This window comes from Uliginosibacterium sp. 31-16, assembly GCF_030730865.1.
Lineage (GTDB): Bacteria > Pseudomonadota > Gammaproteobacteria > Burkholderiales > Rhodocyclaceae > Uliginosibacterium.
On record NZ_JAVALZ010000003.1, the window covers coordinates 496,397 to 509,521 of the forward strand.

Genomic DNA, 13,125 nt, shown 5'->3' on the forward strand with positions numbered 1-13,125 from the left:
GGTGCCTACTTTCCGGCCCGGCGCTTCACGTTCTCGACGTAGGCCAGCGCATCCATGGGTTTGCCGCTGCGCTGGGCTTCAAAGATGGTTTCGCCCAGTGCATCGAGTACATCGTGCAGTGCCGCGTGACGATCATCGCCGCGGCGGCGCAGGCAGGCGTCATAGGCATCGCGGATGCCCGGCGGCTGGTTGATCGAGAGCTGTTCATGAATCGCCAGATGCAGCGAGAGGTGCAGGAAGGGATTGATCTGGCCATCTTCCGGCTTGAAATCCTTGTCCACCGCTTCCGGATTCTCCAGCAAGGCGTGGTATTCCGGATGCTGGAAGACCAGTTCGGCAGCGACGTCTTCCATCGCCGTCAGGTTCTCTTTGGCCTGATGTTTGCGCCAGCTGTCGATGAAGAAGAGGCGGGCCTGGTCGCGGGTGGGGTTGAACATTCTTGTCGGGAGTGAAAAGTGGGAGGTTGGGAGTGGGTCAGGACGTTTTGTCCATGTTCTGGCACAGATCGCGAACCCTGCATTCTCCGCATTTCGGGCTGCGTGCGGTGCACACATAACGGCCGTGCAGGATCAGCCAGTGGTGCGCATCAACCAGATATGCCTTGGGGATGCGCCGCATCAGGGCGTCTTCTACTGCGCGCACATCCTTGCCCGGAGCCAGCCCCATGCGGTTGGCGACGCGGAAAATGTGGGTATCCACCGCCATTACCGGCTCGCGCCAGAGTGCATTGAGCACCACGTTGGCGGTCTTGCGGCCCACGCCGGGCAGGGCTTCGAGTGCTTCGCGCGAACGCGGCACCTCGCCGGCATGACGCTCCAGCAACTGGCGGCTGAGCATGGCGACGTTCTTTGCCTTGTTGCGGAACAGGCCGATGGTCTTGATGTGTTCGGCAATACCCGCTTCGCCCAGCGTGACCATGGCCTCGGGAGTGGGAGCGGTCGGGAAGAGCCGGCGTGTGGCGAGATTCACACCCTTGTCGGTGGCTTGCGCCGAGAGCACCACGGCCACCAGCAATTGGAAGGGGGTGGCGTACTCCAGTTCGGTGACGGGGGCCGGGTTTGCCGCCTGCCAGCGAGCGAAAGCCTCACTGATCTCGGCCTTCGTCATCAGGCGGGGCATGGTGGTTCCGGAAAGTGAGGAGTGGAGAAAGTCGGGCGAGTGATCAACACTCCCCCTTTGCCTCAGTGCGCAGCGGGTGCGCAGCCGGCTGCCTCGACAGGCTTGGCGGAGCCTTTGCGGGCCTCGAACCAGTTGCGTGCCGCAATCAGGCAGGCCAGGGTGATGAAGGCGCCGGGCGGCAGGATGGCGAAGAGGAAACCGGGATAGTCCGCAGGCAGTATCTGGATGGCATGCGTGCCGGGGATGACCATCTCGATGCCGGCGAATAGGGCGCCAGTGCCGATCAGTTCGCGCACTCCACCCAGCGTGGCCAGCACCAGCACCAGGCCCACGCCCATGCCGATGCCGTCGATCGTCGAGGCGAGCGGGCTGTTCTTGGCGGCAAAGGCTTCCACGCGGGCCAGCACGATACAGTTGGTGACGATCAGCGGCACGAAAATGCCGAGCACCAGATACAGATCATGCAGGTAAGCGTTGAAAGCCAGATCCAGCACGGTGACCAGCGCCGCAATGATCAGGATGAACACCGGAATGCGGATTTCATAGGGGATGAAATTGCGCAGCGCCGAGACGACGGCATTCGACATGGCCATGGCTGCAATGGTTGCCAGGCCGAGACTCACGCCATTCACGAGATTGGTGGAGACCGCCAGAATCGGGCACAGGCCGAGCAATTGGGCCAGACCGGTGTTCTGTTTCCAGACGCCGTTCCAGAAAATGTCTTTCAGGTTTTGAGTCGCCATGTGTGGGCTCCTTACTGATAGAGCGCATCGCGCTGCGCGTGGGCATAGGCTACGGTGCGGGCGACGGCATTGGTCACGGCGCGAGCCGAAATGGTGGCGCCGGTGCGGTAGACAAAGTCGCCACCGTCCTTTTTCACTTTCCAGCGCTCCAGCGGCAGGGTGGTCAGTGTCTTGCCGACGAATTGAGCGATCCACGGCTCGGCCTTGTTCTTGTCCTTTTTGGGATCGATGTAATCGCCGAGCCCCGGCGTCTCGTGGTGTTCGGTGACGCGCACGCCGCCCAGCGTGCCATCCGCACTCACGGCAATCACCAGACGGACTGCGCCGGCATAGCCATCCGGCGCCACGGTCTCAAAGACCAGCGCAGCGGGCTGGCCGGCCTTGCGCGCACGCCAGACCTTGCCACCCTTTGGCAGGCCCAGTTCAGGCGTCGAGCCGAGGATTTTTACATCCTGCAGCAAGGCGTTGTCATAGCCCGCCGGCGGCAGGATTTCGTTGATCAGGCGAAGCTGCTCGGCTTCCGCGCTGGCGGCGATGGTGTCACGCGTGAGTTCGTAGGTGCCAGCCATGAGCCCGGTGAACACCAGTGTGAACAGCAGCATCACACCGGCCGTACTGGCCGAGAGTTTCAGCGGAGAAGGCTGGGGAAGGTTCTGTTCGCTCATGGTTTTTCTGGTGTGTCGGGTTTGCCGGCGGGCAGTGCGGCGAGTTGCTCCAGCGAGCCGCCGGAGGCCAGCAGCATGGCTTCCAGGCGCGGCAGCAGCGGGCCGAGGCGCTCGTCGAGATAACTGCGGATGGTGTCGACGGTCACCTGAGTGGCGCGTTCGATTTCAATGTTGACCGCATCGCCCGGCTTCTTGGCGTCAAACGTCGTGGCGCGCAGGGTTTCGGGAATGAACCACACGGAGAACTGGCCGCTGGCGCGGTCCATGTCACTCACCGTCAGGCTGCAACCATTCACTGCAATGTAGCCCTTGGCGAACACATAGCGCGCCCATTCCGGAGTGAGCTGGAAGCGCATCACCTTGTTGTTCTCCGGGGTGTCGATGGCGACGATGCTGGCGGTGCAATCGACATGACCGGAGAGCGGGTGGCCGCCGATTTCGGCGCCATCGCGCGCGGCGCGCTCAACGTTCACCTCACTGCCTGCATTCAGATCAATCAGGGTGGTGCGTGCGAGGCTCTCCTGCATCACATCGAAGCTGGCCCGGCCGGAGCTGTGGTGGGTCACCGTCAGGCAGCAGCCGTCCACGGCCACGCTGGCGCCGGTTTCCAGCCCGGCGTCGAAATCCGCCGGGAAAGCCAGTTCCAGGGTGTAGAGGCCTTGCTGACGTTCGATTCTGCGCACACTGGCGCGGCCTTTGACGATTCCGGTGAACATGGCGGGCTCCTGATTATTGCTTGTGGCCGAAGACCGGCGGCTGGGTTTTCATGTCGATCAGCGGGACCACGATGTTCATCAGCAAGGTGGCAAAAGCCACGCCATCCGGGTAGGCACCAAAAACGCGGATCAGATACACGATCAACGCCGCACCGGCCGCGTAGATCAGCTTGCCGCGTGGCGTGGTGCTGGCGGAAACCGGATCGGTGAGGATGAAGAAGGCGCCGAGCATTGAGCCGCCCGCCGCCAGATGCAGCAATGGCGAGGCGTAGTGCGCGCTGTCCACCAGCCAGAAAGCGCCCGAGATGATTCCCAGGCCGACAATGAACCCTGCCGGGATGTGCCAGGTGATGATCTTCTGCTGAACCAGCCACAGGCCACCGACGAGGTAGGCCAGAGCTATCCATTCCCATCCACGGCCGGCAACGCTGCCGAAGGTTGCCGAATCGCTGCTGACACTGGCGACCGTGGCGCCGGCAGCACGCAGGCCAGTGCGCAATGCATCCAGTGGCGTCGCGCTGGTAATGGCATCCAGCGTCATGGCCGGACCGTTCGGGAAAACCTGGGCATGCTCGGCCAGTGCGGCGGCCTGTATGTTCAGATCGCCGGGCCATTGGCTCATCAGCGAGGGGAATGCCACGATCATCACGCAGTAGGCCACCATTGCGGGGTTGAAAGGGTTCTGCCCCAGCCCGCCATACAGATGTTTTGCCACGACGATGGCCAGTGCCGTGCCGGTGACAACCACCCACCAGGGCGCCAGCGGCGGGAAAGCCAGGGCGATCAGCCAGGCCGTGACGATGGCGGACAGATCGGTGAGGAAGAGTGCCTGCGGCTTGCCGCGCAGTTTCAGCATGACCGATTCGCAGACCAGCGCGGTGGCGGTGGCAAGCACCAGCTTGACCAGAATCGCCGGGCCGAATTGCCACACATATACGGCAATTGCCGGCACGAGGGCGGCAAGCACCTTGAGCATCACGCGGGTGACGCTGGCCTGGGCGCGGACGTAGGGGGAGTTGTTGATCATGGTGTTCAATGTGCTTTCAGGCTGGCGCGAATCATGTCCAGCACTTCCAGATTGCGGATGGATTCTTCCAGTGACAGCAGGGGGGGGCGGCCCTGCAGAATGGCGGCGGCAAAGTCGCGGACCTGCGATGTGTAGCGGTCGGTGGCGGCCACCGGGATGCTGCGGGTTCCCTGAGCGGTGATCAGGGTCAGTTCGCCGGCTTCGCCAAGGAAAGGGTCCGGCACCAGCAGGCGGCCTTGGGTGCCAACGATTTCGGCGCCCATCTGGCCGAAGGCATTGAAGCCGCAGTGGATCGTGGCGAGCATGCCTGATTCGTAACGCAGGAGCGCCGAGGCGTTCACGTCCACGCCGTCGGTGAACTCGCCTTCGGCATGCACGGCAACCGGCAATGCTCCGCCGCTGATGAGGCCCAGCAGGTTTACCGGATACACCCCGACGTCATACATTGCGCCGCCGCCCAGCCCCGGCTGCATCTTGATGGTGCCGGGGCGGTCGAGCAGGAAACGGAAACTGATGTTGGCGTGGCGGATTTCGCCGAGCACGCCCGACTCCAGCACCGTACGCACCTGCTGCGTGCGGTCGGTGTAGCGGTACATGAAGGCTTCCATCAGCAGGCGCTCGTTGCTGCGTGCGGCGGCAACCATGTCCCGTGCCTCGGCGGCATCCAGGGCCAGCGGTTTTTCGCACAGCACATGTTTGCCCGCGTCCAGCGCGGCAATCGCCCATTGGCGATGCAGGGAATTGGGCAGCGGAATGTAGACCGCTTGAACTGCCGGATCGCGCAGGACTTCACCGTAATTCGTGTAGACGACCAGATCAGGAAGCTGTGCCCGCGCTTCGGCCTGTTTGCCTGCATCGCGCGAGGCCAGGGCATGGACGCGGCCATTGCCCGAGGCAAGGATGGCCGGAATGACCTGCAGGCGGGCAATGCGGGCGTAGCCCAGAATGCCCCAGTTGATCAGGTGACTCATGATTGCTCCTTGTCTGTGGCTGCAGCGGCAGCTTTTCTGGCCGTGGCGCGCGCCAGGGCGGCATCAATCAGCGCCTGTTTCTCTTCGGCTGACAATTCCTTCTTTGCGGGCCTGGCTTCGGCCACCGATGCGTCAGCGCTGGCGGCAGCCTCCTTTTTAGCCTTGGCGCGGGCGATGGCGGCTTCGATCAGGGCGTCCTTGTCGGTCGGCGCGGACGCTCCGTTTGCTGTGTCTGCCGCCTGAGCCGCGGCCTCTTTTCTGGCCTTGGCTTTGGCCAGTGCTGTGTCGATCAGGGCTTGTTTTTCCTCGGCCGACAATTCCTTCTTCACCGGTTTTTCTGCGGCCGGTGCGGCCTCGCCATTGGCGGCGGCTTCCTTCTTGGCCTTGGCACGTGCAAGTGCAGCTTCAATCAGCGCTTTTTTCGCGTCATCGCCTGAAGAGCCGCTTGTGGCGGGCGTCTCCAGAGGGCTGCCCGCAGAAGCAGGCGCCGCGCCGCTCTCCGGGCTGGGTGTCGCGGCAGCGGCTCTGGATGCGGCTGTGCGGGCAGCCAGTTTTTCGGCCTTCTCCCGCTTCTCGCGCTCGGCGCGTTCGTTGCGTGCCTCGAAGCGGACGCGGGCTTCGTCGGCGGCGTCCTTCTGGCGCTCGCGCGCCCAGATTTCGGTCTTGGAAAAACGGTAGTAATCGACCAGCGGGATGTGTGAAGGGCAGACGTAGCTGCAGCAGCCGCACTCGATGCAGTCGAACAGGTTGTATTCCTGCACCTTGCCGAAATTCTTGGCGCGGCTGAACCAGTACATCTCGAAGGGCTGCAGGTCGGTCGGGCAGGCGCGGGCGCACTCGCCGCAGCGGATGCAGGGCATCTCGGGGGGCGGTGGAGCGAAGATGCGCGGGCTGGCGGCGATGATGCAGTTGGTGGCTTTGACGACCGGCACGTCGAAGGCCGGCATGCGGAAGCCCATCATCGGGCCGCCCATGATGAAGGCGTTGGTATCACTCTGCCAGCCGGCCTGCCGGACGATGAAATCCATCGGCGTGCCGAACAGCACTTCGTAATTGCGCGGCTGACCGACGTTGCCGGCAATCGTGACCATGCGCGAGATCAGTGGGCGACCGAGTTCGATGGCCTCATGGATCGCATAGGCGGTACCGACGTTGAAACACTGCACGCCGTAATCGGTGGAACGTTCGCCGTGCGGCACTTCGATGCCGGTGAGCACGCGAATCAGCTGTTTGGCGCCGCCTGCCGGGTAGCGCGTGGGCACGGCAATCGTCTGGATCGTGGCGTCGTTGTTGGCGGCACAGGCCGCCTGCATGGCGGCAATGGCTTCGGGTTTGTTGTCTTCGATGCCGATCAATACTTCCTGCGCACCGAGCAGTCCGCGCATGATCTTGACGCCGGCCAGCACCTTGTCGGCACGCTCGCGCATCAGCAGATCATCACAGGTGATGAAGGGTTCGCACTCGGCACCATTGATGATCAATGACTTCATCGGCGTATTGCGGCCGGCACGCAGTTTGATGTGGCTGGGGAATACGGCGCCCCCCAGACCGACCACGCCAGCGTCGCGCAGGTGTTCGCGTACGCCGTCGGCATCGGTATTGCGCCAGTCCAGCGGTGTGGATTTGATCCACTCTTCCTTGCCATCCGGTTCGATGACCACGCTGAGCATCGACAGGCCCGAGGTATGGGCCATCAGGCGCGGCTCGACCGCCAGTACGGTGCCGGAGGTCGGGGCATGCACAGCAGCGGAGAAGTTGCCGTCGGCCGCACCGATGCGCTGGCCCTTGAGCACGTGCTGGCCGGCTTCCACCAATGGCTGCGGAATGCCGCCCACGCTCTGATGCAGCGGCACGACGAATTGCGGAGGCAGCGGCAGATCGGCGAGCGGCACAATCGGCAGACGCGAGGATTCGATCTTGTTGGTGGCCGGCTTTACGCCGCCATTGAAGGTGAAGAGCTTGCGCAGCGCGTTCATGCTGCACTCCTTGCTGCGACGGGTTTGAGCTGGAAGGCAGGGTAGCGCCACTTCCAGGTGTCTACGGTTTCTGCAACGACTTCCATCGTGATGCAGTCCACGGGGCAGGGGGCGATGCACAGCTCGCAGCCGGTGCAAAGCGGAGCAATGATGGTGTGCATCTGTTTGGCTGCACCCGAGATGGCATCGACCGGGCAGGCCTGCAGACACAGGGTGCAGCCGATGCAGGTTGCCTCGTCAATGAAGGCGACGGCCTTGGGCTTTTCCGTGCCGTTCTCGGCGTTCAGCGGCTTGAATTCGCGCCCGAGCAGATCAGCCAGCTTGTGGATGCCGTCTTCGCCGCCGGGCGGGCAGCAGTTGATGTCCGCCTCACCGTTGGCAATCGCCGTGGCATAGGGTTTGCAGCCGGGAAAGCCGCACTGGCCGCATTGCGTTTGCGGCAGGATGGCGTCGATCTTGTCGACCAGCGGGTCGCCCTCGACCTTGAATTTGAGTGAGGCGAAACCCAGTGCGGCGCCAATGAGGATGGCGAGGCCTGCCATCACGAGCAGAGCTGACAACATCAGAATTTATCCAGTCCGGCAAAACCCATGAAGGCGAGACTCATCAGCCCGGCCGTAACCAGTGCGATCGCCGTGCCCTTGAAGGGCAGAGGCACTTCCGCACCCTCCAGGCGCTCGCGGATGCCGGCAAACAGTACCAGTGCCAGTGAGAAGCCCAGTGCGCTGCCTGTGCCGAAAAGCAGGGCTTCCATGAAATTGTGCTGGTAATTCACCGACAGCAACGGGATGCCGAGCACGGCACAGTTGGTCGTGATCAGCGGCAGGTAGATGCCCAGCACCTGATGCAGGACCGGACTGGTTTTCTGGATCACCAGTTCGGTGAGCTGCACGATGGCGGCAATCACCACGATGAAGGCCAGGGTGCGCAGGTAGCCGACATCAAAGGGCTGCAGCAGGTAGTGCTCGATCAGGTAACTGGCGCCGCAACTGACTGTCAGCACGAAAGTCGTGGCCGCGCCCATGCCGATGGCGGTTTCGAGTTTCTTGGAAACGCCAAGAAACGGACACAGGCCGAGAATGCGCACGAACACGACGTTATTGACGAGAACGGCGCCGATGATCAGGAAAATGTAGTGAGCCATGGATTTTTGCCCGGAGATTGGCCGCGATTATCCGCCCCGCAAGGCCTAATCCCAAGCGGGAAGGTGTTATAGGGGTATGCGAATGTGGCATAAAGCCGCGTCAGGACGGTGTCACAAAGACTGACCGACGCTTTCGCTGGCGGGTGCCGTTGCAGTTTTCGCCGACCGGTTCGACAGAAGGCGGAGTGTTTCAATCCGACGCGGGCGTTGCTACCCGGGAGACCTGTCTGCCAGGGTAGCCGAAGAGCCTCGTTCAGCGAGGTTCTTCAGGCAGGGGTGCTGAAGAGGCAGGCCCGGAGCGGGTCCTGGGGCATGCGTGCCGAAAAGCTTTGGCAGACGCGGCTCTGCGGCCTCCTGTGCCGTTTCAGGCCTCGGTTTCCGGAGCGTCGCGCTCGTATTTGCGGGTAGCGTCCACGCAGTCGGCTACCAGCTTGGGGCCGCCGTAGATGAAGCCGGTGTAGAGCTGGACCAGCGTGGCGCCCGCCTGCAGCTTTTCGAGGGCATGGTCACCGGTTGTGATGCCGCCGACGCCGATGATGGGCAGTTCGCCGCCCAGCTTCATGGCCAGCGAGCGCACGACTTCGGTGGAGCGCTCGCGCAGGGGCGCGCCGGACAGGCCACCGGCTTCGTTGCAATGCGTCAGACCCATCACGGCGTCGCGCGAGAGGGTGGTGTTGGTGGCGATCACGCCGTCGATGCGGTGGCGGCGCAGCGCGTCGGCAATGTTGGTGAGCTGGGCTTCATCCACATCCGGTGCGATCTTCAGGGCGATCGGCACGTAGCGGCCGTGCTGCTCGGCCAGCTCGGTCTGGCGCTGTTTGAGGCGTTCGAGCAGGGAGTCCAGCTCGGATTCGCCCTGCAACTGGCGCAAGTTCTTGGTGTTCGGTGAAGAAATGTTGGCCGCCACATAGCTGGCGTGACCATAGACCTTGTCGAGGCAGGTGAGGTAGTCGTCGGCGGCGTGCTCGATGGGCGTGTCGAAATTCTTGCCGATGGAAATGCCGAGAATGCCCTTGAAACGACTGGCCTTTACTTGGGCAACGAGGTTATCGACTCCCTCGTTGTTGAAGCCCATGCGATTGATGATGGCCTGTTTGGCGGGGATGCGGAACATGCGCGGTTTCGGATTGCCGGGCTGGGCGCGCGGGGTGACGGTGCCGACTTCGATGTGGCCGAAGCCGAAGGAGGCCAGACCGTCGATTGCGTCGCCATTCTTGTCCAGCCCTGCGGCCAGCCCCACCCGGTTGGGAAAGCGCAGTCCCATCACCTCGACAGTCTCACCTTCCTGATTGCACACCGAGGGCATCCAGCCACCCAGATTGCGCATGCCCCACAGGGCCAAATCATGTGCGCATTCAGGGTCGAGTGAAAAAAGGACGGGACGGGCAAGTGAGTAGAACATGAGCTATTCCTGTAGCTGTCCCGCAGCAGAGGCGGGCGATCCGGTTTTGACGACGCAATATACCGGCTCCAGATGGGTTGTGGTTTGCGTGCCGTAAACTTCCGTCGCAATCCGGGCTTCGATTTCATCGAGCAGTTCGTGAGCGCGTTCGACGGTCCAGTCGCCGGGCACGAGGATGTTTACATGCGCAAATCGCCGGGTGCCGGCCCGTCGCGTACGCAGGTACCGGTAATGCACGTTCTGTCCGGCATAGCTGCGCAGGATCTGCTTGATCTGCTGGATTTCGTCTTCGTTCATGGCCTGGTCCATCAGCCCACCCACGGCCCCGCGCATGAGCTTCCAGCCCTCGGACAGGATGTGCAGGGCGACCAGGATGGCGATCACCGCATCCAGCCACAGCCAGCCGGTCAGCAGATAGCCGAGCAGACCACCGACGACGCCGACCGAGGTCCAGACGTCCGTCATCAGGTGGGCGGCATCGGCTTCCAGCACCACCGAATGCAGGCGCTTGCCGGCGTGGCGCAGGGCCAGCGCGGTGAAAAAGTTGATGGCGGTACTGGCGCCTGAGAACCACAGGCCAATGCCCAGTTCTTCCAGCGGCTGGGGATGCAGCAGGCGTGGAATGGCGGCCCAAAGGATAGCGGCGGCGGCGATGAAGATCAGGCTGCCTTCGAAGCCGCTGGAGAAGTACTCGGCCTTGTTGTGCCCCCAAGGGTGTTCGGCGTCCGGCGGCTCCGCGGCGACTTTGAGCATTACCAGGGCGAATACCGCACCGGCCAGATTGACGAAGGATTCCATCGCATCCGACAGCAGGCTGACGGAGCCGGAGAACCACCAGGCCAGGAACTTCAGGACGATGGTCGCCACCGCCGCAGCCACCGACAGGTGGATCCAGGCGATGGCGTGGGAAGGATCGTTGGTGTCGGCCATGTTCAGACCTTGCGGCTTGCGCGCTCCTGCTCGGCACGCAGGATGTAGCGCTGGATTGCGGTAGCCATCGGGGCGCTCAGGTTCTCGAACTGGCAGCCGGCGCGCAGCATTTCCTGACCGTTGCGCTGGGTGATGCGGAAAATGTTGCGCACGCGTACGGTCGCAATGACGCTGCCGAACTCGGGCAGTTGCAACTGGCAGTTCTGGAAGCGCATGTCGGGCTGGAACAGGGTGTTGTCCGGTGGTGCGAGTACGGCAATGCCGCCGCCGGAGATGTCGATGATCCGGGCCGTGACGCGGTGCTGGTCTTCCAGCGTGATCTGGCAGCTCAGACTGTCCGCTGCCGGTGCGGCGAGACGATAGTATTCACGTCGCTGCAGGCGCAGCAGCAGCCCTGGCAGTGGCGCGCGCAGGGCCGGGAAGCCTTCGTGGCTGGTGCGTTCAGGGCGTTCGAGCTGGAACTGGATTTTCACCTTGTCGATCTGGGTTACACACAGCAGGCGGCCGCTGAGCAGCGCACTGGCGATCACGGCTTCGTCGCGGCCCAGATCGAGCAGCAGACTCCTGTTGTCGGCCGCCACGTCGATGACGGTGGTGAGCAGGAACTCGTTGTGCTCGCCATAGTGCGCGGTCACCATGGCCCGGCGGGCGGCGAGCTGGCGCAGGATATAGGCGATCTCGCGAGCTTCGCGCAGCAGGTACTGGGAATAATCGTCGGCTTGCAGCAGCTCGAACTTGGGTTCGGGGGTGTTGGCTTTGCTCATTCCGGAAGCTCTAGAAAGATGCCTCCCGAAACCGCTCGGTCACACCTGGGCGGGTGTCATTCTGGCGCTGGTCAGATCCAGACTGTGCGTCTGCTGGATTCCGGCGGGCGGCATTCGAGAGGGTGTCGGGTGCTGCCGGGCTTCGTTACAACTGGGCAGCTTGCTGGACTATATCACCGGGCAGTTCAGGAGGGGGTGAGTCCTGTCCACCTTGCTCCAGCTTGTACAGCCATGCCAGCAGCTCGGCGATTGCGATATAGAGCTGAGGCGGGATGTTCTGATCCAGGTCGACCTGCATCAGCAGTGCGACCAGCTCGCGTGATTCGTGTACGTACACGCCCGCGGCGCGGGCACGATCGATGATTTCCTGCGCGATCAGGCCATTGCCCTTGGCTACGACGCGTGGTGCGGCGTCGCCATCCTGATAGGCCAGCGCCACGGCGGTGGCGCGGTGGGCAGATTCTGTGCGGGACTCAGACGCTGGCATGTTCGCTGACCTGCATGTTGATGACGGATACGCCTGCAGCCTCCAGTGCGTTCAGCAATTCGGTCTGGGCTGCCCGCATGCGCTGGGCAGACGCGTCGCTGTTGGTGTCAATCAGTACGGACAGACCCTGTGGCCCCAGGACAAGCTGGGCCTGGATGTCACCCATATGGGGCAGCTGCAGGCGCAGTGCGCTGCGCCAGAAGCGCATGGATTCCTCGTCACCAGCTCCTGGTTTGCTCTGCTGTTCCGGGTCGATGATGTCCCACTGCATCTGCATGCCTGGCCATACCTGGCCTTGCCAGCTCATTTGGTGGGTTGCCAGCGCCTCAAGTTGCTGCTGCACAACCGGCATCAGCGGTTCGGCAACGTTACGGGCCGTGGTGCTCTTGCCGGCTTGCTCGGCAAAGGCTTCAAGCTGGGCCGGGCGAGCCGGCGGAGCCTCGGCCGCTTCGTCTGTGGTCGCAGGTTTTGTCTGCGCGGCAGGAATGGCGGCCTCGGTGCTTGCCTTGGAGAGCGGCTTTGCGCCTGCCTCTTCAGGCAGGGGCTGTGGAGAGGCTTGCTGGACGCGGTTGTCCGGACGGGGGGCTGATGGATCGGGGAGTGGCGCCTGCTGAGCCTGGGGCTCTTGTTGCAACGCGCTCAGTGGCAACTTGCCTTCCACCCACTGACGCAGGTGGGATTCGTAAAACAGTCCGCTATTGCTGATGGCCTGCTTGAGCAGGGGGGCCAGTTCGGCAGCCTTGGCCGGCGCTTCAGGCAGCAGGCTAACGCCTCGCGCAAGAGGAACCGGTTCCGGTTCGCCGAAGCGGCCGGTCAGCAGCTGGCTGATGAGCTGGCCGGTCTGGCTCAATACCGGCCTGGGCGTGTCGCCTGTATTCAACGCTGGCTGGGGCGCTTCGCCAGTCTGACGCGCGATGATGGCGCTGCCTTGCCGGCCGCTTACCACCAGCTCCATTACGTCACCACTCTTGGCTGAGTCCGGCAAGGCCAGCGTGATGGTCTTGCCCGCTACGAGGGCGCGAAAGCTGCCATCGGGCAAGGGGTTCTGGATCTGGGCGGTAAAGCGTTCACCAGTCTCGAAACGGGGCAGATTGCCCGGAATTTCGTGTACAACCGACAGTGGCTGCACACTTGCTTCAAGCATCGTACGCAAACGGGCGGCAAGGTCACCAGGAATCATC

The 13,125-nt window shown here is 63.1% G+C and carries 15 protein-coding genes; all 15 read right to left on the reverse strand.

Features of this window, described 5'->3' with window-relative positions; genetic code table 11:
* Window positions 1-5 precede the first annotated feature (5 nt).
* A complete protein-coding gene (locus Q9Q94_RS14070; protein ID WP_305980741.1) occupies window positions 6-437 on the reverse strand; it encodes a DUF1841 family protein in 432 nt (143 codons plus the stop codon).
* 37 nt (window positions 438-474) lie between these two features.
* Window positions 475-1,107 carry an endonuclease III gene (gene nth / locus Q9Q94_RS14075; RefSeq protein WP_305980929.1) on the reverse strand — a complete coding sequence of 211 codons (633 nt, stop codon included), beginning with the start codon at window positions 1,105-1,107 and terminating at the stop codon, window positions 475-477.
* 74 nt (window positions 1,108-1,181) lie between these two features.
* Window positions 1,182-1,862, reverse strand: a complete 681-nt coding sequence (gene rsxE, locus Q9Q94_RS14080) for an electron transport complex subunit RsxE (RefSeq protein WP_305980742.1) — start codon at window positions 1,860-1,862, stop codon at window positions 1,182-1,184.
* 11 nt (window positions 1,863-1,873) lie between these two features.
* Window positions 1,874-2,527, reverse strand: a complete 654-nt coding sequence (gene rsxG / locus Q9Q94_RS14085; RefSeq protein WP_305980743.1) for an electron transport complex subunit RsxG — start codon at window positions 2,525-2,527, stop codon at window positions 1,874-1,876.
* Complete coding sequence (locus Q9Q94_RS14090; RefSeq protein ID WP_305980744.1) at window positions 2,524-3,243, reverse strand: riboflavin synthase subunit alpha; 720 nt, start codon at window positions 3,241-3,243, stop codon at window positions 2,524-2,526. The genes rsxG and Q9Q94_RS14090 overlap by 4 nt, the downstream gene beginning before the upstream one ends.
* 13 nt (window positions 3,244-3,256) lie before the next feature.
* A complete protein-coding gene (locus tag Q9Q94_RS14095; protein ID WP_305980930.1) occupies window positions 3,257-4,267 on the reverse strand; it encodes an RnfABCDGE type electron transport complex subunit D in 1,011 nt (336 codons plus the stop codon).
* A gap of 8 nt (window positions 4,268-4,275) precedes the next feature.
* Entirely contained in the window at window positions 4,276-5,241 is a 966-nt protein-coding gene (locus Q9Q94_RS14100; RefSeq protein WP_305980745.1) for a Gfo/Idh/MocA family protein, read from the reverse strand.
* Window positions 5,238-7,217, reverse strand: a complete 1,980-nt coding sequence (gene rsxC / locus Q9Q94_RS14105; protein ID WP_305980746.1) for an electron transport complex subunit RsxC — start codon at window positions 7,215-7,217, stop codon at window positions 5,238-5,240. Before rsxC ends, Q9Q94_RS14100 begins: the two co-directional genes overlap by 4 nt.
* On the reverse strand, window positions 7,214-7,780 hold the full coding sequence (rsxB, locus tag Q9Q94_RS14110) for an electron transport complex subunit RsxB (RefSeq protein WP_305980747.1): 567 nt from the start codon (window positions 7,778-7,780) through the stop codon (window positions 7,214-7,216). The genes rsxC and rsxB overlap by 4 nt, the downstream gene beginning before the upstream one ends.
* Window positions 7,780-8,361, reverse strand: a complete 582-nt coding sequence (rsxA, locus tag Q9Q94_RS14115; RefSeq protein WP_305980748.1) for an electron transport complex subunit RsxA — start codon at window positions 8,359-8,361, stop codon at window positions 7,780-7,782. The genes rsxB and rsxA overlap by 1 nt, the downstream gene beginning before the upstream one ends.
* 364 nt (window positions 8,362-8,725) lie before the next feature.
* Window positions 8,726-9,763 carry a quinone-dependent dihydroorotate dehydrogenase gene (locus Q9Q94_RS14120; RefSeq protein WP_305980749.1) on the reverse strand — a complete coding sequence of 346 codons (1,038 nt, stop codon included), beginning with the start codon at window positions 9,761-9,763 and terminating at the stop codon, window positions 8,726-8,728.
* 3 nt (window positions 9,764-9,766) lie between these two features.
* On the reverse strand, window positions 9,767-10,693 hold the full coding sequence (locus tag Q9Q94_RS14125) for a cation diffusion facilitator family transporter (protein WP_305980750.1): 927 nt from the start codon (window positions 10,691-10,693) through the stop codon (window positions 9,767-9,769).
* 2 nt (window positions 10,694-10,695) lie between these two features.
* Window positions 10,696-11,457, reverse strand: coding sequence for a flagellar brake protein (locus tag Q9Q94_RS14130; RefSeq protein ID WP_305980751.1), 762 nt, complete (start codon window positions 11,455-11,457; stop codon window positions 10,696-10,698).
* A gap of 145 nt (window positions 11,458-11,602) precedes the next feature.
* Entirely contained in the window at window positions 11,603-11,944 is a 342-nt protein-coding gene (locus Q9Q94_RS14135; RefSeq protein ID WP_305980752.1) for an EscU/YscU/HrcU family type III secretion system export apparatus switch protein, read from the reverse strand.
* A complete protein-coding gene (locus Q9Q94_RS14140; protein WP_305980753.1) occupies window positions 11,931-13,124 on the reverse strand; it encodes a flagellar hook-length control protein FliK in 1,194 nt (397 codons plus the stop codon). The genes Q9Q94_RS14135 and Q9Q94_RS14140 overlap by 14 nt, the downstream gene beginning before the upstream one ends.
* Between the last annotated feature and the right edge of the window lies 1 nt (window position 13,125).

Bases quoted from the DNA above. Each gene is read 5' to 3' on its own strand.
- Q9Q94_RS14120 (WP_305980749.1), bottom strand. From the start codon at position 9,763: ATGTTCTACTCACTTGCCCGTCCCGTCCTTTTTTCACTCGACCCTGAA.
- rsxE (WP_305980742.1), bottom strand. From the start codon at position 1,862: ATGGCGACTCAAAACCTGAAAGACATTTTCTGGAACGGCGTCTGGAAA.
- rsxC (WP_305980746.1), bottom strand. From the start codon at position 7,217: ATGAACGCGCTGCGCAAGCTCTTCACCTTCAATGGCGGCGTAAAGCCG.
- Q9Q94_RS14135 (WP_305980752.1), bottom strand. From the start codon at position 11,944: ATGCCAGCGTCTGAGTCCCGCACAGAATCTGCCCACCGCGCCACCGCC.
- Q9Q94_RS14130 (WP_305980751.1), bottom strand. From the start codon at position 11,457: ATGAGCAAAGCCAACACCCCCGAACCCAAGTTCGAGCTGCTGCAAGCC.
- Q9Q94_RS14125 (WP_305980750.1), bottom strand. From the start codon at position 10,693: ATGGCCGACACCAACGATCCTTCCCACGCCATCGCCTGGATCCACCTG.
- rsxG (WP_305980743.1), bottom strand. From the start codon at position 2,527: ATGAGCGAACAGAACCTTCCCCAGCCTTCTCCGCTGAAACTCTCGGCC.
- nth (WP_305980929.1), bottom strand. From the start codon at position 1,107: ATGACGAAGGCCGAGATCAGTGAGGCTTTCGCTCGCTGGCAGGCGGCA.
- Q9Q94_RS14100 (WP_305980745.1), bottom strand. From the start codon at position 5,241: ATGAGTCACCTGATCAACTGGGGCATTCTGGGCTACGCCCGCATTGCC.
- Q9Q94_RS14140 (WP_305980753.1), bottom strand. From the start codon at position 13,124: ATGATTCCTGGTGACCTTGCCGCCCGTTTGCGTACGATGCTTGAAGCA.
- Q9Q94_RS14070 (WP_305980741.1), bottom strand. From the start codon at position 437: ATGTTCAACCCCACCCGCGACCAGGCCCGCCTCTTCTTCATCGACAGC.
- rsxA (WP_305980748.1), bottom strand. From the start codon at position 8,361: ATGGCTCACTACATTTTCCTGATCATCGGCGCCGTTCTCGTCAATAAC.
- Q9Q94_RS14090 (WP_305980744.1), bottom strand. From the start codon at position 3,243: ATGTTCACCGGAATCGTCAAAGGCCGCGCCAGTGTGCGCAGAATCGAA.
- rsxB (WP_305980747.1), bottom strand. From the start codon at position 7,780: ATGTTGTCAGCTCTGCTCGTGATGGCAGGCCTCGCCATCCTCATTGGC.